General features: G+C 54.9%; 18 protein-coding genes and 2 pseudogenes. 6 read left to right on the forward strand and 14 right to left on the reverse strand.

All coding sequences use genetic code 11. The features are described from left to right. Positions 1–242 precede the first annotated feature (242 nt). Both traI and mobA read right to left on the reverse strand, forming a co-directional pair. Positions 243–2,196, reverse strand: a pseudogene (gene traI, locus BLT55_RS34585) (TraI/MobA(P) family conjugative relaxase). Positions 2,197–2,206: 10 nt separating this feature from the next. Further along, a complete protein-coding gene (gene mobA / locus BLT55_RS27260; RefSeq protein ID WP_003344297.1) occupies positions 2,207–2,536 on the reverse strand; it encodes a plasmid mobilization protein MobA in 330 nt (109 codons plus the stop codon). A gap of 259 nt (positions 2,537–2,795) precedes the next feature. Between mobA and BLT55_RS27265 the strand changes: the two genes are divergently transcribed. Further along, the gene (locus tag BLT55_RS27265) at positions 2,796–3,140 is read left to right on the forward strand and encodes a hypothetical protein (RefSeq protein WP_005622131.1); all 345 of its coding nucleotides are present in this window, start codon (positions 2,796–2,798) and stop codon (positions 3,138–3,140) included. Between the two features lie 297 nt (positions 3,141–3,437). Next, positions 3,438–3,716 carry a mobilization protein gene (locus BLT55_RS27275; protein WP_004661031.1) on the forward strand — a complete coding sequence of 93 codons (279 nt, stop codon included), beginning with the start codon at positions 3,438–3,440 and terminating at the stop codon, positions 3,714–3,716. 66 nt (positions 3,717–3,782) lie between these two features. Here BLT55_RS27275 and BLT55_RS27280 read toward each other — a convergent pair whose 3' ends face one another. The 6 genes from BLT55_RS27280 to BLT55_RS27310 form a co-directional block, all read right to left on the reverse strand. Next, complete coding sequence (locus BLT55_RS27280) at positions 3,783–3,983, reverse strand: hypothetical protein (protein WP_055001606.1); 201 nt, start codon at positions 3,981–3,983, stop codon at positions 3,783–3,785. A gap of 59 nt (positions 3,984–4,042) precedes the next feature. Then, a complete protein-coding gene (locus BLT55_RS27285; protein WP_074801574.1) occupies positions 4,043–4,879 on the reverse strand; it encodes a DUF932 domain-containing protein in 837 nt (278 codons plus the stop codon). Between the two features lie 46 nt (positions 4,880–4,925). Further along, positions 4,926–5,303: a hypothetical protein gene (locus BLT55_RS27290; protein WP_054999353.1), complete on the reverse strand. Its 378-nt coding sequence runs from the start codon at positions 5,301–5,303 to the stop codon at positions 4,926–4,928. Positions 5,304–5,762: 459 nt separating this feature from the next. Continuing rightward, positions 5,763–6,179, reverse strand: coding sequence for a TrfB-related DNA-binding protein (locus BLT55_RS27300; protein WP_005740424.1), 417 nt, complete (start codon positions 6,177–6,179; stop codon positions 5,763–5,765). 61 nt (positions 6,180–6,240) lie between these two features. Beyond that, on the reverse strand, positions 6,241–6,528 hold the full coding sequence (locus tag BLT55_RS27305) for a helix-turn-helix domain-containing protein (protein ID WP_005622028.1): 288 nt from the start codon (positions 6,526–6,528) through the stop codon (positions 6,241–6,243). Then, positions 6,528–6,866, reverse strand: a complete 339-nt coding sequence (locus tag BLT55_RS27310) for a type II toxin-antitoxin system RelE/ParE family toxin (protein ID WP_005760316.1) — start codon at positions 6,864–6,866, stop codon at positions 6,528–6,530. Before BLT55_RS27310 ends, BLT55_RS27305 begins: the two co-directional genes overlap by 1 nt. Positions 6,867–7,072: 206 nt before the next feature. On the opposite strand from BLT55_RS27310, the gene BLT55_RS27315 reads away from it, so the two are divergent. The 4 genes and pseudogenes from BLT55_RS27315 to BLT55_RS27325 all read left to right on the forward strand — a co-directional run. Next, on the forward strand, positions 7,073–7,720 hold the full coding sequence (locus BLT55_RS27315; RefSeq protein ID WP_057446231.1) for a recombinase family protein: 648 nt from the start codon (positions 7,073–7,075) through the stop codon (positions 7,718–7,720). Between the two features lie 90 nt (positions 7,721–7,810). After that, entirely contained in the window at positions 7,811–8,755 is a 945-nt protein-coding gene (locus tag BLT55_RS27320) for a FitA-like ribbon-helix-helix domain-containing protein (protein ID WP_019332192.1), read from the forward strand. 190 nt (positions 8,756–8,945) lie between these two features. Then, positions 8,946–9,239, forward strand: a complete 294-nt coding sequence (locus tag BLT55_RS32885) for a hypothetical protein (protein WP_139206475.1) — start codon at positions 8,946–8,948, stop codon at positions 9,237–9,239. A gap of 53 nt (positions 9,240–9,292) precedes the next feature. Continuing rightward, a pseudogene (locus BLT55_RS27325) lies at positions 9,293–9,439 on the forward strand (IS110 family transposase); the annotation flags it as partial. 164 nt (positions 9,440–9,603) lie between these two features. Here BLT55_RS27325 and BLT55_RS27330 read toward each other — a convergent pair. The 6 genes from BLT55_RS27330 to BLT55_RS27360 form a co-directional block, all read right to left on the reverse strand. Continuing rightward, the gene (locus tag BLT55_RS27330) at positions 9,604–9,936 is read right to left on the reverse strand and encodes a hypothetical protein (RefSeq protein ID WP_031599086.1); all 333 of its coding nucleotides are present in this window, start codon (positions 9,934–9,936) and stop codon (positions 9,604–9,606) included. Next, on the reverse strand, positions 9,933–10,622 hold the full coding sequence (locus BLT55_RS27335; protein ID WP_031599088.1) for a ParA family protein: 690 nt from the start codon (positions 10,620–10,622) through the stop codon (positions 9,933–9,935). The genes BLT55_RS27330 and BLT55_RS27335 overlap by 4 nt, the downstream gene beginning before the upstream one ends. 1,183 nt (positions 10,623–11,805) lie before the next feature. Beyond that, positions 11,806–12,624 carry a hypothetical protein gene (locus BLT55_RS27345; RefSeq protein ID WP_223862812.1) on the reverse strand — a complete coding sequence of 273 codons (819 nt, stop codon included), beginning with the start codon at positions 12,622–12,624 and terminating at the stop codon, positions 11,806–11,808. Positions 12,625–13,033: 409 nt separating this feature from the next. Continuing rightward, positions 13,034–13,462 carry a GntR family transcriptional regulator gene (locus BLT55_RS27350; protein WP_011107000.1) on the reverse strand — a complete coding sequence of 143 codons (429 nt, stop codon included), beginning with the start codon at positions 13,460–13,462 and terminating at the stop codon, positions 13,034–13,036. Between the two features lie 77 nt (positions 13,463–13,539). Next, positions 13,540–15,828 (reverse strand): F-type conjugative transfer protein TrbC, encoded by a 2,289-nt coding sequence (gene trbC / locus BLT55_RS27355; RefSeq protein ID WP_074801580.1) that lies wholly within the window; start codon positions 15,826–15,828, stop codon positions 13,540–13,542. Then, complete coding sequence (locus BLT55_RS27360; RefSeq protein WP_074801584.1) at positions 15,815–16,900, reverse strand: thioredoxin fold domain-containing protein; 1,086 nt, start codon at positions 16,898–16,900, stop codon at positions 15,815–15,817. The genes trbC and BLT55_RS27360 overlap by 14 nt, the downstream gene beginning before the upstream one ends. Between the last annotated feature and the right edge of the window lie 42 nt (positions 16,901–16,942).

A 16,942-nucleotide genomic window follows, 5' to 3' on the forward strand; every position in this document is an offset into this window, starting at 1 on the left:
AAGGGCTTACTCGAAAGCTTTGGCATAGCGTTGTGCGGTTTGGCCACGTCAATCTTGGTAGCGCTCGCCTACGTCGTTGTCGCCCGCATGACGGGCTTTGACTTCTTCTCCATATAGGGCCTTGCACACCAGCTTCGCCGCCGCATCAGGGTACTACTTAGGCTCACTCACCTCCACTAAAGGGCCACCGCGATCCTACTGATCCAAATGCTGATTATCGCGGTCCTGGTCAATGTTTCGCCTCAACCAACGAACGGCCTTGGAGGCTGGTAACCATCATCGGGGGCGTCATCCACCGGGTCATGCCGAGCTGGGGAATGCGTTCTCACCTCCGGTTCGTCGTAGCCGTAATACTGACGGTGATCCTTCTCGATCACGTCATAGCGCGCCATCTGCTCTGGATCGGTCACCTGGAACACATACTGACTTCCGCGATGGTTGACGCCACATCCCGCATCAAGCACCTGGTCAACGAACTGGTCATCACCCATGATCCTCACAGCGTCACCGCTTTTCGTGGATACCAGGTTAGCGGCCAGCCGATAGTTGTCCAACTCATCGTCGTCATTGAACCCCGCTTTTACGTGGACGAAATCGCCACGGTCGATCACACCCGCCCTGCCATCGCGCAGATATTCGACAGTGCCGTCACGATGCAAATGTGACGTGTAAGAGCGCAGGTGATAGACAGCAGAATCATCTGCCTGGCCGCACTGGATAAGACGATCAAACCCACCGTTCGGAGTGCGCTCCTTCCGCTTTTCTCGATACACAAATCCACGCAGTTGACTGACAGCCGCAACGTCTCCTCTAAGAGCTTGCTGCTCGACCCAGGGACGGTATGCAAGCGGACGAAGCAAGCCCTTTTCGGCAAGCGCTTGCCGCTCGTCACGAAGCTCGATGCGCAACTCAGCCATGGCTTTCATCCGGTCGAACTCGGCAACTCGATACAGCAACTTGCGAAGCAAAGGATCGTGCTGAGAGCGTTTGACGTCCGCCTTCATTGCCTGGTACCGAGCAGCCACTTGCTGGTATCGATCCTTGACATGAAGATCAGGTTTTTCCCATCCCTCACGATAGCGTTTGTAGCGCATTTTTAAGTCCAGCCGAGCCTCAGCTCTCGCCTGCCGGCGATCGAAACGCACGTCTTTATCTCGGAGTTCAAATGCAGGCTGGTAAGTGGAAAAAATACCATAGCTCCATTCTTCATGTTCGAAGGTGGGAGGTCCTTCAAACGCACCTATGTGGGCTTCCAATCGAAACTTGTCAGCGTCGGATGAACCGAAGAAGCCTTGACCACAGGACCCTCTGGGCGCAAGAAATCATAGATCACCAGACCTTCGCCTTGCTCCTCAATCCCAAGCCACGTTCATGCAGGGCCAGATGGATTTTACGCCAGGTAATCTCTCGCGATTCGATAAGCTCAGATATTTTTTCGCGCACCTCACGCACGGCGTAATGATAGAGACTCTCGGTGTTGGAATAGACCTGCAATGGCACAGTCCCTTGCGGAGCACTGCCATACCGAAAAGGAGCACGGACCAATTGGTCGTTGACGCCCCACTGCCAGCTTCCATTGTCCTGAATGAATCCGTATTTGCGTTCGAGAACGCGGCAGCTTTTCTGCAACGTGTCAGCATCATTCCACAAGGCGGCGGCTTTGTAGGTAATGGGATTGACTCGGTTCACCGCCACATGACAGTGCGTATTGTCTGTGTCTTGGTGAATAGCGGTGACGTACTGATGCCCTTTCATGCCCAGCTGACGAATGCAGTGTTCGGCGCATTCGAATATCTGCGCATCTGTAGGCAGTTCGTTTTCGCGCCACGACAAGATGAAGTGATAGACCGGGTCCTGGCAGCGACGACTCTGGGCAGCAACCATGTTCATTTCCGCCGCAGAGGTCTCCCAGGAGAAGCAATTGGTCTCGCAAGAAATGCCCCCACTGATCAAGCGCTGACGGCCATCGGGGAACACGTCGGTGATCACGACGGCACGGTCGTCTCCATCATTTCGATCCGCATAATCGACAAGCCGATCAAACATCGCCTTCTTGGTGCGCGAAGCATTCTGGCGAGGCGCAGCGCTAACTAGATCATCATCTTTGGGCTTGTCACCACGGTCGCTGATGTAGCTCACCAGCCGGTTGAAGCTGGAGCCCTTATCGCCGCGTTTCGGGGGGATGATGACGTTCATGGGTGATTGGCTACTTAATGCGAGTCTGGGAAAGATCGATGGCATTGACGGCATTTCGGATGGCGACCAACACGTCAGAGAATTGCTTGCTAAGATCAGTTGTCATGCTGTCCTGCATCTGGTTGAACAAATGCTTTTGCAAGCCACCCAGCTGTAGCAACGCGGCCATTAGCTTCTTGTCAGTCGGTGTCTTGATTTTGCGATTCAGCGCAGCACGACGCATCAGATCTGAAACAGATATCTCGGCAGCCAGCGCTTTTTCGCGAATCAAGGCCGCATCCTCTTCAGTGCAACGAATTTCGATCCTCACCGTTGCTTGACGCGCTGTGCTTTTCGACATGCTCTGACTCAACCTTAACTAACTGAATGACGCTGTCGGGGTGTCGGGGCGGAGCCCTGATCCGGGTTTTGTCGGATGGACCGCGTGCGGGCCGTCCGTACAAAACATTTCCGGTCAATATCTTAAACCGTCTTTACACCTTTTAAATACCATATTACCCTAAAGCGGACAAGAGCGCTGCGGGGTTGGTTGGGCCTCGAAATTCGAGCAGGCTCTCCAGACCTTTGAAAAGCGCAGGACACGTAAGGGGCTGATTTTCATGGCAAAGACAAGGCTGTACACCCAGCATGATCTGGCTGCGGCCCGTGAGTTTCTGGACGGCCTCCCCTCGCTGAAGGTGGACAAGTTCCAGCGCTTTGGGCCTGAAGCGTCAGTCAGCGAAAAACTGTACGCGGCCCTGCACGATGAAGACTTTACCCTCACGGATATTTTGCACTTCCTGGAAAAGCATGGATTCAGCTCGACGGTAGACAAACTGCGCACGATGCGTAGAGTGATGTTCACGCTTGACATTGATCAGCCTGAATCCCGTGACCCATCACGGTGTATTGATATCAGCAGAATGCGGGTGCACACGTGGATAAAAAGAAAAAAATCACGCTAGATCAGGTAGAGGTCGCCAGGCAAGCTCTTGCGGCTTTGCCAGACCTCAGTCAGGACAGAATGTCGAAAGGTCAATTTCTGAGCGCGCTTGCGGATAGATTTCACACGTTGTCTCAAGAAAAGGGATACTCACTGCTGGCCATACAAGAAGCCCTCAGAACAATAGGTGTGAGAACATGCCCTGCACGTATTGCGTTGCTGGTAACTGAATACGCCAGACGGTCAAAGAAACGAGAGCACGGCTAAAAGCACTAACTTAATGTAGAGTAACCCATCAGTACATCAGGATACCAAGCCTATGGCCAAGCAGAAAACATTCACCCAACAAGACCTGGAAGCCGCCCGTCAAAAACTGGCCGATCTGCCAGACCTGAGCAAGGACAAAATGAGCCAGGCCGAAGTGCTACAGTCGCTCAAAGAACAAATCGTTGAGCTGTGTTCGGCCAAGGGTTACTCCGTCTCGGAGGTTAAACAGGCTCTCGCTGATGTTGGTCTGAACGTGAGTGTTCGGGAAATTACCGACCTGACCACTAAGCGCAAACGTGCGGCACCTCGGGCGAAGCCTCAGGTTGCCTGAGCGCTCAAAGCCAGCCAACAAAAAAGCCCCACATCGAGGGGCTTTTTTGTTCCAAGGCAGCCGTCTTCAATCAGTGTAAAGATAATCAGCAAGATCGATTTTTTCCGATTGACCATCCATACCGGTGACAACAAAGGTACACGCGCTGTCTGGTTCGCCGTCAGCGATACGTGCCTGAAAGAAACGCTGTGCGACGTCAAGGGCGGCTTCTTTATGTGCGCCTACTGATTCTGTGTAGATGGTCCAGGTGACTACGTAGCCTTTCATTATCTTCATCCTTACGTTGATGTCAGAGTTGGGCGCCGCCAACGCCCAGTTGTGTTGAATTAAGCGGCTTTTCTGTGCTCACCCATAGCCTGCGCAAGTACCCACAAGGCCCGGTTCAGTTTCACGTCCTGATCAATCCCATTGACCGCTCGCGTGGTCGTGCGTCGGCCTTGCTTGTTACGCCCGGTCAAACCGCCTTTGATGGTGTTTTCCTGGACTCGATTGAAGGTGGTCCAAAGGTCGCTGCTACGGTCCTCCCGACGGCGTGGCATGAGCAACTGGGACGGGGTAACAGGCGCAGGTCCTTCTGCCGGATCGTAGCGATACGCCAAGGCAGCCAATGCAAAAGCCTCTTGCTCGTCCTGGTCTAATTGTTGATGCTTCATGTCAGCGGTGATGTGGTCGATCTGTTCGAAATGCTTCAACACTTCGAAGGCGCCTTCGATCACGTCATGCACCACATCACCACGACCGCTGTGTCGCACTTTCTGGTCAGCGGCAACGTCCCCCAGTACCAGTCCGTTTGCACACACGAAACGGAATTTGCCTCCAATCATCTGATAGCTGCTGCTGCCATCGTGGCTGTTGAGAAGGATGATTTCGTTGGCTTCCTGGTCCAGGATCTGGCTCGCATGGCGCAGGCGCAGCATGTGCTTGGTGTGCTCACGTTTGCCCTGGTCACGCACGCGTGTCTGACAGGCCATGAATGGTTCAAATCCTTCGGCGCGCAGCGCATCAAGTACCTGCACGGTCGGGATATACAGATAACGTGCCGACCTGCTGTCGTGCGCTTCTTCGGCGAAGATGGAAGGCACATAATGGGCGATCTGATCGTTGCTCAGTGCGACGTCACTGCGTATCATGCATGGGTTACGGAAGTTGCTGGACATACGCATATTTTTTCTCCTGGTGTAGCGCCCGGCCTGACGGGCGCAAGCGGGGTTAAGCGGCGAAAAGGTCGCCCTGGCGGTCGGCGTAGCTGCACCAGCGGGCAAACGATTCGTTGCCGCACCAGGTCTGAATTTTTTCCACGAAGCCTTCACGACGCGCTGTGGTGATTAGCTCGGCGATCACCTCGGCCGAGTCACCCATTTCAAAGCAGTTGTCGAACTGGCGTTCGCCCAGGCCTTCGAAACCGTTGTCCCAAAGTTCATACCGGACTACGGCGTCTGCCAGGTCATGCTTGAACGTCAGCACCAGGAACTCGACGCGGGCATTGAACTTGTGTACCTGGCGACTCAGTTTCAGCAGCTTTTTGCAGATATCGACCTGACCGCTTGTGAAGCGCTTCATCAGCTGTTGCTTTGCTTGTCTGTTCATTTCGTCTCACCTCTGTGCCGGCTTTGCTGAGTGCCTTTCGCCGATGCGCTTAGGTCGATCGGGCGCATAGGTGCGTGACAAGGGCGCGATGCGAGGCCGCAGCTAAGGGAGCGAAGCGAGTCTGAACGGGGGAGTGTCGCGGGCGCAGCCGAACCCTTGTCAGGTGCCGCGCTCGATCTACCGTCAAGCGCACGGCGAAAGGTGCGCAGCAAAGCCTGCAGGTGATACGGGAAGTACAGGCAGCGACGGCAAGCGGAGCGCGCAGGCCGAGAGGCCGGAGGCGTTAGAGCCGGCTTGCCGGCGAGGATTGAAGCCCGAAGGGGCGAGACGGGCCGGCTTCATGGCCTGGCTCGATGCGCAGCACGAAAGCCCGGCCCTGAGCGCAGCGAAGGGAACGCACGTCAGAGGTTGTCAACGATCGAGCTGCACCGAGGCCCAAACAGCCAGGGCACTCCTCTCCTATTGCGATCGAGCAGATCTGAGTGATTGAGCCAAAGCCAGAACGTCACCAGCTGCTGCAGGAGGAAGCCAGGCTTCAACCTTGACCCAATCAGCAGGCAAATCCTCCAGGCGCGCCCGAATGCGTGCCATAAGCCTGTGAACCACCTGCCGGGTCAATCCAGTCTCCAAGGCTGCTTCGGACACGCTGGCACCCATGACCAGGACAAGCCTGGCAGCACTTATCGAGCGATCGGAGAACGCCCGACGTCGATTCTGGCCCGCAAGCACGTTCATGACCCGCTCAAATTCGTCCGCGGCCATCAGGGCGCAGGGTGAAACCGGACTGATCATCCTGATCAACTGGGCAATCTGGGCGTTGCTGTAGTTCTGGATGATCTTTGTTGCAAGACCAGGCAGGTCAGGATCGACACTCATAGGAGCAGGCTAGGCTGAAAGAAATCGAAGCTACAGGAATCGCAACCACATGTAACCTTTATCAAGCTGCAGTTTTGACACTGACCTCAACGTGCATGCCGCCCTGGGCGAGCATGTTGATCAATCGATCCACGCTGAAAAGGTCGATCTTCCCGCGCTGGAGTTCCGAAATGCGGGGTTGCGTTACGTTGAACAGCTGCGCAGCGTCAGCCTGCGAGAGCTGACGCACCTCGATAAAGTCTCGGATAGCCGTCATTAGGCTGGTGCGAATACGCATGTTCTCTGCTTCGGCTGGTGAGTCCTCCAGGGCGTCCCAGACGCTGCTGAAGGCTTGATTTGATTCAGTCATTAGTTCAACTCCTTAGTCAGTTCTTTCATCCGCTTGGCGGCGAGGTCAAGGTCATGCTTGCTCGTTTTTTGCGTCTTCTTTTGGAAGCAGTGCAGGACATAAACCGCCGTCGCGAATTTCGCAATGTAGATCACACGGAAGGCGCCGTGGGCGTCCCTGATCCGTATCTCCTGTGCCCCTGGACCAACGGTCGTCATGGGCTTCCAATCGTCAGGCTCATTGCCCACCTGCACCCTATCCAGCTGAAAGCCGGCCTCACGGCGGGCAGAGATTGGGAACGCTCTCAGGTCGTTTAGAGCTGAGCCCATAAAGATGATTTGTTTGAGGACTTTGTTCATGGACTAATTATACGTGATTACGTATATTTAGTCTCTTTTATTTTACCTGCATTTTTGTCACCACATGGTGCTACTTATGATCGTCAACATAGGGTCTACCCCAAGTGACACGAAAATCAGCCCAACAGATTTCAGCTTTGCGCACTTAACGTACACCCAATTTGATACAATGATTTGACTACACCCAAAATGAGACAGATCTACCGATGTTCATTCGTGCATACCTTCGAGCATCGACCGATGACCAGGACGCAAGTCGAGCGCGCGATTATTTGGAAACGTTTGTCTCCGGCTATGGCAAGGCCATCGCATCGTGCTACATGGAAAATGCCAGTGGCAGCCATGCCGACCGCCCGGAATTAATTCGACTACTCAAAGATGCTCGCCGAGGTGACGTGCTGCTGGTGGAAAGCATCGATCGGCTGTCGCGGATGGATGACCAGGCTTGGCGATCCCTCAAAACAGCAATCGATAACCGAGGCATACGGATCGTCTCTGTGGATCTGCCTACCAGTCATCAAGGCATGACGGCCCAGTCGGGGGACGAGTTCACCGACCGCATGCTGGCGGCCATCAACTACATGATGATCGATATGATGGCCGCGATCGCCAGGAAGGACTATCAGCAAAGAAGACTGCGCCAGGCACAAGGGATTGAGAAGGCAAAAGCTTCAGGCGTCTACAAAGGCAGACCCGTAGACGCAGAACTGCGTAACCGAGTGCGAGAGCTGCTGGCTGCAGGTCTCGGGATCCGCGCCGTAGCGAGGCACGCTGCGTGTTCAACTACGACCGTCATGAAGGTCCGCGACGAGCTGGCGCAACAGCAGTACGAGGGTGAGATACAGCCGAAATAGCTGTATATATGCACAGAAAAAACAGAATGATGCATTTTGAGGTCATTCCGTTTAGCATGTTGGCTGGCCATAAAACAATGGAGCTAGCCTATGTTCTCGAATGAAAGTCCCAGTGGTAAGATTACCGTCCGTAGCCTGCCTCCAGAGGTTCTTATAGCGCTCAACGGCCTTGCAGAACAGCATGATCGGTCTCTTGAAGCAGAGGCCCGGCAGGCCCTAAAAGCGTGGGTAAAGCCTATCACTGAAAAGATAGAGCAGTCTTCGCGATTAGCGGAGCTAGTGCTGCGTCTTAGCCTCCTTAAAAGGGAACTTGAAAAGCTCTATCCAACACGACAGGTTTCGCCGTCGCGGATCGCTGAGGCGTTGGGCTGGTCTTATGCAGAGCCAGTGGAAGGTTGGTTTCTAGGGAAAAACGAACCATCAATTGACGAGCTTACTCAACTGTCCCTGTTATTCGGGTGTCAAAGAGACTGGCTTGTGCACGGAGAGGGTAAACCGTACGCTGCTGTCTACTCTCGCATCCCTGAAGAAGCGAATGCGGGCGCAAAATTTCTCCTCGCGCCTACTGATGACGGCAAAATACCTACTCTCCATCTTGTCCGCAGCATGAGCGAAACTGGACAATTTCTTTTCATAAAACAGTATTCAGACTGGAACGTACAAACATTTTCGACGCCTTACCATATCAGTGAGGTTATAGGAGCTGGCGGGGAATCCAGCTTGGCGGCTCTTAGTCTTGTTTTGAAAGCATTGTATAAAGCTTGGACCGGCGGGAATGCACAAAATAACTGGATTTCTGGCTATCTCGTTGAGCCAGATGTTTTTTCCAAATTACTGGCAGGGGATACTCACCCACTAAACGTTATCAATACAGTTGACAAAAGTACTTGGTGGGAAGACTTTTGGGATATCAGTCAATTTAAAAAAGCAAATTACTGGCCAGGCTGGTCTTCCGTGACTGAGCGAATTCACAATGTGATTGAGCGTCGTTCTAGCCTGAAAGAACAAAGTAACTCAATATCTATGAATGAGTGAATATTTGAGACCCCTCTGAAAAAGCCCTTTTTTTAGGAGAGAAACCGGGCTGGAGCGCCTGTATCTACAGGCTTCTATTTTTGAATAAGAGGATTTTTCAGACCTTCCTTAAATAAAACATCTCAGGTAAAACACAAGTAGGTAAATAGATCGCTACTTTCCTATTACATTTTTGTCGAGGTATTTTCCGATGAAAATAGTCCCATACCTTGTTATTGGATTACTCATTACTAGCCTGATTGCGTTGGCCCTTGCTGCATGGAATTTCTCCCGTTTCTATTCTGCTAAAAACGATCCTGTTAAAGAAAAACAATGGATACATATAGCAGCGCATGCTGCCCGGGACGGCAATCTTAACCCAAGTGAGATTGGAATGATTGAAAGATCCTACTATTCCGGCTACCTGAAAAGCACAAAAATATGGGGTACCATTGCAGTTGCGACATTAAGTTCGGCCTATGCTTCAATGATTTGGTTGCTATAATAATACCCAGAACAATCCAAAGCTATCAATCTGGGGGTTCCGGCGTACACCCCCAGATTGGTCCCTGTCTGGACACCTTGCCTGGCTGGGCAAGACGGTGCATGAGTGAACTGTTGGAGCACACCAGCCATATCGAGGATCGGCTGGTGGAACTTGATCGAGCCATCAATCAGATCGCTCGCGAAGATGATCGTAGCCGTATGTGAGCCAGCTTTTTTTCTATCCACGTCAGCAGTGCGGTACGCCCTGCTGGACAAGGCATCAAAAACTCGCCGGCCTGTGTTCCTTCTGGTGTCAGCTCAACAAGAGTGGGCCACTCATTGCACAGAGGATTGCCACCCTTGTTCCATTGCTCCCCGGCCCCCTACTTCCGCATTTTTTCTTCAAAGGCATCAAGGCATTGTTTGAACAAATCGCCGAGCTTCTGGTAGCCGTGCTGTTGTGCAAGTTCATAAAAACGCTCTCTATCCGAGACCTCTGCCCGGAAGTTTAATTGGGCTTTCGGTGGGATTGCGTCTCTGAAACGTTTGATTTTCGCGGGTTCTGACGAAGGCGCCTCACGCGATGGAAAATCGTTATTAATCGATAGTCGATCAATATCAGCTGATAGCACTGGTGCGCGATCACCCTCTTTAGCCTTGAATTTTGTCAGCAACTCAAACGGATTTGGCCGGCCGCCATTGTCTTCATTGGTCATGCTGCTATCTCCTTCGATAACCTTTCAAGTACTTCACACGCCACAGCTTTCGCATTCGCAGAAGCTTGCTCTAAACCGGGTACCAAGTCTGGATCCTGTTGCTCCAACGGACGTTTGAACGTGAACAGTGCCCGGAAAGCATCCCGCTCGCACATTTCGGTGTCGAAGATGGAGATACCTTGGCTGGTGAGGCTTTTCCGTAAACTGGTCGTTGTACGCGTTGTATAAGCCGTTGGCGTTCCCGTGAACAAGATCGCGTACGGAAGTCGGTAGTTTGGTGCGTGCCTTTGAAGGGATAACTCTTGGTCATGAATGAGTGCAATCGCCTTAGCCGCCTCCTCCGCATCCAGGTACGAACCGCGCATTGGTACGATGACGTAATCCGCTTCCATCAGCGCATGGACAACGATTTTTGCAGCTGTTCCTTCAAGGTCCACAAAAACGAAAGGATCGACCTTCGCAGCCTCGCGAATTTTTCCTGCAATGTTGTTCTCGGTTATGCCCGAAATGATCCGAAGTCCAGGCGGACAAAAGCCACCGGCTGCCCACTTTGTCATCGGCATATTGGGGTCTGCATCGATGATGGTGACGCTTGCTCCCTCTTTTACTAGCTGCAAAGCTACCGTAAGACAGGTTGTTGTCTTCCCGACACCGCCCTTCGGGCATATAAAAGGCACTGTTGGCATGATGCGCCACCTCTCCGATATTACGTAATAGTAGCCAATATCATACGCTAGCGCTGTATTAATATCAATAAATATTAAAGCGATATCGTATGATATTGACCGATATTGATATCAGGCTGACGTAGGGGTCCGGGGAGCAATGGAGCAGCCAACCGACTTAGGCTCTGTACGAAAAGTGGCTGCGCTCGGTGATGCTTCGTTAAAAACAGGCTCGGAATGCATCTACAACACGTAGAGTCGAACGCGACCCCGGCCGTTCCTCGCCTGTTTTTGCCTCGCCTGACCTTCGCTCGCCGACTTTTCGTACAGAGCCTAAGGTGGTGGCGATCCGTTTTTCTCAGAATTTGCACCCTTATTGCCTGTCCGAAAGAGGTCCCTTCAACGCAATAAATTTAGTACCAGCTAAATGAGACGCCTAATGCAGCGTATTTACGGGTCTTGACCGATCGATTGCTTAGCGTCCGTTGAACGATCCTCTTCGGACAGCGTATTGAGCGGATTACTGTGAGCGCAGGAGAGTCCTGCGGCTCCTTAAGTCGGTTGGCTGCTCCATTGCTCCCCAGACCCCACGTACCGATTTGAAGGTCATGCGCTTGGCTAGTGCATAACCAAACAAGAAGTAACTCATGTCAAGCCGACCAGCTGCGCAAAACGCATGCCTTCATTGAAGGCAAAGGGCGATTGACCATGCACATAATTATTTGAGCAGCCTGCGCGCACACGCGCCCGGTTGAGGACTGGGGCGGCTTGCCGTTCCAGGCCGATTTATCCGGGTCTTAGCGCCCGTAGGGTGGCCGCAGGCCAGGGCAGGGCAGCTTCATCGCCCTGGGCCGCTTAGACAGGCTGTTTCACTGACGTATAGGCGCAGACATACGCGCCGTGCCGAAGGCACGACTTGCGCGTGCATTACCGCTTTATGAGGTGGGTTTCCACCGCGTAAATCCCTGTTTTCCCTGAAAGGGGTAACTGAAGGGGGGATAAAATTTCATTTATTTCAAACACTCCAGTGCGCCACCTCCAGCGTGGCCAAAAAGAGCCGTTGGCACAGCCAAAAAACGGCACAACCAGCGCCGTCGAGCGGTTATTGTGGTGCCTGGCCATAAGGCCACCAACCGCCCTTAAATCGCAGGCGTGACAATGCCTCCGCGTGAGCGGATGCAGTTTTCAGACAACGTGGGGCCTGTTAGGCTTTTTTGCTCCTCGACGCCAGGAGCCTATCCAGCGCACTGGACACGGTGTTGCTCACTGGCGGCGATGTGCTGGGACTCGCTGCACCTTGTGTTCCGGCTACGCCCGCCTCCCGATTTTCCTTGGCCTGCCAGCGCTGACGCGACGTTTCACGGCGCTGGAGTTCCAGAGAGTGCTTTTCCATGTCCGCCAAGCGCTGTTGCCCTATGTCGCGCAGCTGAGCATCGCGACGCTTCCTGGCCGACTTCTGCACGCGTTCATGAACATAGGCCAGGCCAAGGTCTTTCCAGAAAAGCTTGGTGAAGCGGATCAGGACGCGGGTGCGCACCAGGTGCAGACCGTTATCGTCCTTCTCGTCCAGGCGAATGCGCTCGATACGGCGGTACACATACCCCGCATCATCCAGGGTTTTCATCAGGCGACACAGCGCTGGTGCAGAGATACCGGCATCCTCGGCAATGCCACACTGAGTGTTCAGCACATAACGGCCATTGGCAGGGTCGATGTAGCCCAGCACGCTGGTGGCCAGGTCCAGACGCACCAGCAGCTGCTCGGCCACGCGCTCAATGGCCAGAAACTTCTCTCGCCGGGTACGCCGATCGCCGTGAACGCCATCCAGGCGGCGCAGGTATTGGCCCCGGTAGCTGTCCATGTTGCTCAGGCGCTCATAGGCCGAGCGGATCAGGGGATTTTTAAGCTGTTGTTCAGAGAGGTGACGGGGAGCCGCGTAACGGGCAGGCTTTGCCCGACCGGGGCGACGTAAAGCAGAGTGAGGGTCAGAAGGGGAGAGCCTGACAGCCTTGAGGTGCCTCATGCTTCACCGCCTTGGCCATGAAGGCCATGCGCTACGGTAAAAAGTGTCAGGTTTTGGTGATGCTGGGGGTACAGGTCTGCCTTTAGAAGGGGCACAGCCTGCTGAAGAATCTTTTCCATAAGTCCACCGTTCAGCGGTGAACTGAAGGCTTCACTTTTGACGGCTTGCACAAAGCCGCAGTGAACGCCATAATCAGCTCACGTTATGTGTGTTGAACAGGTGTCGATTGAGCATCTGGCCTGTTCAAGATTTTCCAAAAAGCCCCGCCGGCAAGCGGGGCTTTTTGGTTTCTGCAATTCGTGAATCTACATCGTCGCTTTCCTGCAAATAAAACTGTGCCGGATAGTAGCATGGGAGCCTCGCTTTTCGCGTTACAAAATCCGTTGCTTTCAACAAGCTAGGTCAGTCATCAGCACGTGGTAGGGCGCAGTTGACCCAGGACACGCAGGATTTCGTTTTCAAAGGCCACTTTTGATTCGAAATCGCCCAGCTTTGTATGGCGTTCTGCAACGCACCTCAGCAAGCCCGGCAGATGACCGTACTGGGGAGGCTCATTGCCGTTCGTGACTAGGTAGCTTTTGTGGTACTGCGCGGCGATATAGCCCTGCGTCTCCAACGAACGCAGCGCTTCGCGCACCGGCATACGGCTGACCTGGAAGGCATTGGCAATGGCTTGATGCGTAAGGGGTTCACCCGGTTCAAGCCGCCCATCAATGATGGCTTCGCGAAGCGCCACTTCAATTGTCTCCCGGGGCAGCGCTACAGGCCGTGCAATGCCGAGGGCTATGGTTTCAAGCACGTGCTGCGCGTGCAGTTTCTGCGTTTTGCGGTTACTCATTTACAGCTCCTTTTTACGCATGCGACACAACCCTGCGCCGGCGCATCGGTATCGGCGCGGCACAGGGTTGCGGTCTATTAATCCCAGTCGAACGGCGCCGGCGAATACGATCCGTCGTCGAAATAGGGCGGTGACTGGTCGTGGCTTGGTGGAACAGGCGTTGCGGCTCTAGGTGCAGGCGCCTTGCCCTTCACTTTCGGCGCTCTGGCCGGATCGATGTGCTGCGCCTGGTAGGCCTGCAACCGCTTGCTGCCGACGGTCAGATCCAGCGCCGTGGACGATTGCGCCACGTAGCCGCTTCCGCGCTTGGGCACATGCTCCAGCGCTGTGTGCCATAACAAGGTGCTGCGCACTGCCGCTCCAGGACGGCGACGCCAGATCAGCCGCCACTCTTCTCCCAGCTCGTTCAAGACGACCAACGTCGGATCTGTCAGCACCAGGTTTTCAAGGTCTGAACGGCCAGGCTTCATCGCCAGGTGGTACAGGATCTGCTGCACGCGGTCCGCGCGCGGATAGCTGCGCCGAATGTGAGCAGGCGCACCGGCCAACAAGGTGTCCAGCGCTGGCGGGGCCACCTCGATGAAACGGTTGATCCGGATCGCTTCCTTGGACAGCTTGTCAGCATCGTGAATGTACAAGGAGCTGCCGCGAATCACTTGCCCGTTGAACAGCGTGATGTTTTCCCCCTCCTTGAGCTGCTGCACTTCCTCGACGCTGACTTTCTTCTCATCTTTCAGGCTCAGTGTGTCTGCTTCCTCCCAGCTGGCCCCCATGATTCCGGCCTGACGCACCATACCGCTCATCACTGGCAGGTACTCGGTACCGGCCATCAACTGCAGTATTTCGAGAGTGTCCTTGGGGTCCATGATCTTGCCGGTGATTCGGACCCCCATGTTCCCGATCAGCGTCCACACCTTGTCGCCGGCCGCCGACTTGAGGCGCTGCGCCTCCTGACTGGCCAGGAGCAGGCAAAACCCCAGGGAGCGTACTTGCGTGGCCAGCTCGCCGAGCTTTTCGGTGTAGTAGGCCCCGACCTCGTCGCAGATCCACAAGAACGGAAAGCGGTCCTTGTACTTGCGGATCACCAGGATGTCTTCGGGTTTGCCCTCCAGTTTCTCCCCCAGATCCTGGCTCAGGATCATGGCCAATTGCGACACGTACAGACGTCCAAGGGTCGCAGCCTCGGTCGAGGATATTTCCAGCGCAGGAATCAGGACCACCAGGATGCGATCGTTATGCACTACGTCCTTGAGGTCTATGTCGCCGGCGTCACGGGCAAACACATGGCCGTAGGTGTCATTGAACAAGGCCAGCATGCGGGTGAACTGCTGGATCAGAAAACCATGCTGATCCAACGCAGTGGTCGCCCATTCCTCCGGCGAATCCACCTTGGCCAGGTCAAAACCGGACAATGTGCCCAGGTAGTTTTTCAGGGGTAACTGGGCGTCTTCATGCCATTGCTGTTCCACCGACTGGATGTAGAGCTTGGCAATGGCCCGCAACGGCAAATGCGCCTGGATCGTGCGCTGGGACATGACCGTGCCTTCACGTCGGCACTTGTACACCAGGGAGAACACCAAAGCCTGAATCATGGCCCGGGCTTTCTCTTGCCAGCCGGCATCGTTGCCCGCAGGAGGCAACATCGAATCCATCAGGTTGATGATGTAGGTTTCCTGAGCAATACCAAACGCGTTGACGGTATTGGTCTGCCCTCTGCTTTTGTTGTCCTCGAGCAGTTCCTGCGCCCTGGAGCGGCCCCCGGTGATGAAGTTCATCATCCGAACGTCGTCTTCACGGCCAAAGCGCCGGGCCAGGGACACGATCGCGGCGGCCACATCATTTTGGGCCTTGCCGTCCGAATAGATCAGGCCCTTTCCATAGCCCAGCTGGCCCAACACGTACCCCAGCAGTGCTTCGGTTTTGCCGGCACCGGTTGTACCGAACATCAGAATATGGCGGGTCATGTCATCCAGCGACAGCCACAGTTCACGCCCGGCGTCCCGACCGCGCAGGTACCCCATGTACAGGATGCCCGCTGCCTTGAGCATCACCGTGTGCATGGCCGTGACCGGCAAGAAACCCAGCAACTTGCCCGTCACCTGGCGTTGCGTCGAAGGGTCGAGGCAGTCCATGTCTGAAGGCATGCGCATGGGCATCTGCCAGGGTTCGAGCAGCATGACAGGTGACCAAACCAGCAAGGCCGGCAGACTGAGCCACAGGCTGACTGGGTACAGGACGCCTCCCACCACAGACCCGGCAAGGCCCAGCGTCAGACTACCGGGGCCCATCAACCACTCAGCCAGTGCCGAGTGGTAAACCCGCCGATTTAGGCGCGTGCGCTCGACGGCGTAGTCATTGGGGCGCATCCGACACCTCCTGAACCTGGCGGGCAGGTTGCTCATCTAGGAAGGCTTTGAGCCTGATCGGATCACGCAACAACGCCTGCGGCACATAGCGCCCATCGTCGCTGATCACCCAGGGCGTGCCCGGTATGCGATACGCCTGATAGGCCGTCTGGTTGATCCCCAAGGCCTTTTCTGCAACATCGCACGTGCCTGCTGGTTGCGCCGCTTTCAACTCCACCCCTTCCGACGCCGGCTTTAACGGGGGTTTCCCAAGGTTCACACCCTCAGGGGCTGCATCAAACAGGCGATCCCACGCGGTTTTGCGCTGCTCAGGCGGCAGGCACAGCACGGGCGTAATGGCGGCGATCGACTTTTCCTTACCAATCACCGGCACAGGAAACACCACCACATTGAAGGCGTCGGAGAGCGTGTTGAGGGACGACTCCAGACGCTGGCAGTTCGGACAGCCAGGGTCCGAAAAGACATACAGCGTGCGCGCGTGACCGCTGGAATAGTCAACGGTGAACAGCTTGCGCTCCGCAGCGTTGTGCAGCTTTTGAGGGAGTGTGGCCCGAACCTCCCTGGGCAATGTCCAGCCATCGTCAGGTGCCACGTCTGCAGCGGACTGGCGTGGCTCAGAAGCGATCGTCGCCGGCGCGCTGCGCTTGGCCAGGTCCGACTTTGGGGCGCTCGGGACTGAGGGCGTGATGACCTGCGCCGTCGGCATTGCAACAGGCAATTCAAGCGCTCGGCCAAGCCATGAGGCACCGAGGCAAAACACAACCAACAGCACGAACACGCCCATCAGACGCCGCCGGGTCTTGCGTCGTCCATGACGCAGCAAAGCCCGCGACAGCGCGGTCAGTAGCTCATGGGTTTCGTCACTGTCATGGGTTTCAAGTGAGAATTCAAAACCCTGAACATCGCGGCAGACCACACCGTCATTGCTCAGATAAAACGAGTGCTGATGGCGAAGGTCCAGGGTGCAAATCGTGCGTGTCACGATGCCTGCTTCCTGATCTGCCTGATAGACAACCAGCTGATCGCCTTGGATGTCCACCGAAAACGGGGCGCGCAAAGATGCCGAGGCCATGGGGTTTCCTCTGATAGAAGATGAATTCAATTGAATGGAACA

The organism is Pseudomonas cannabina (assembly GCF_900100365.1).
GTDB lineage: Bacteria > Pseudomonadota > Gammaproteobacteria > Pseudomonadales > Pseudomonadaceae > Aquipseudomonas > Aquipseudomonas cannabina.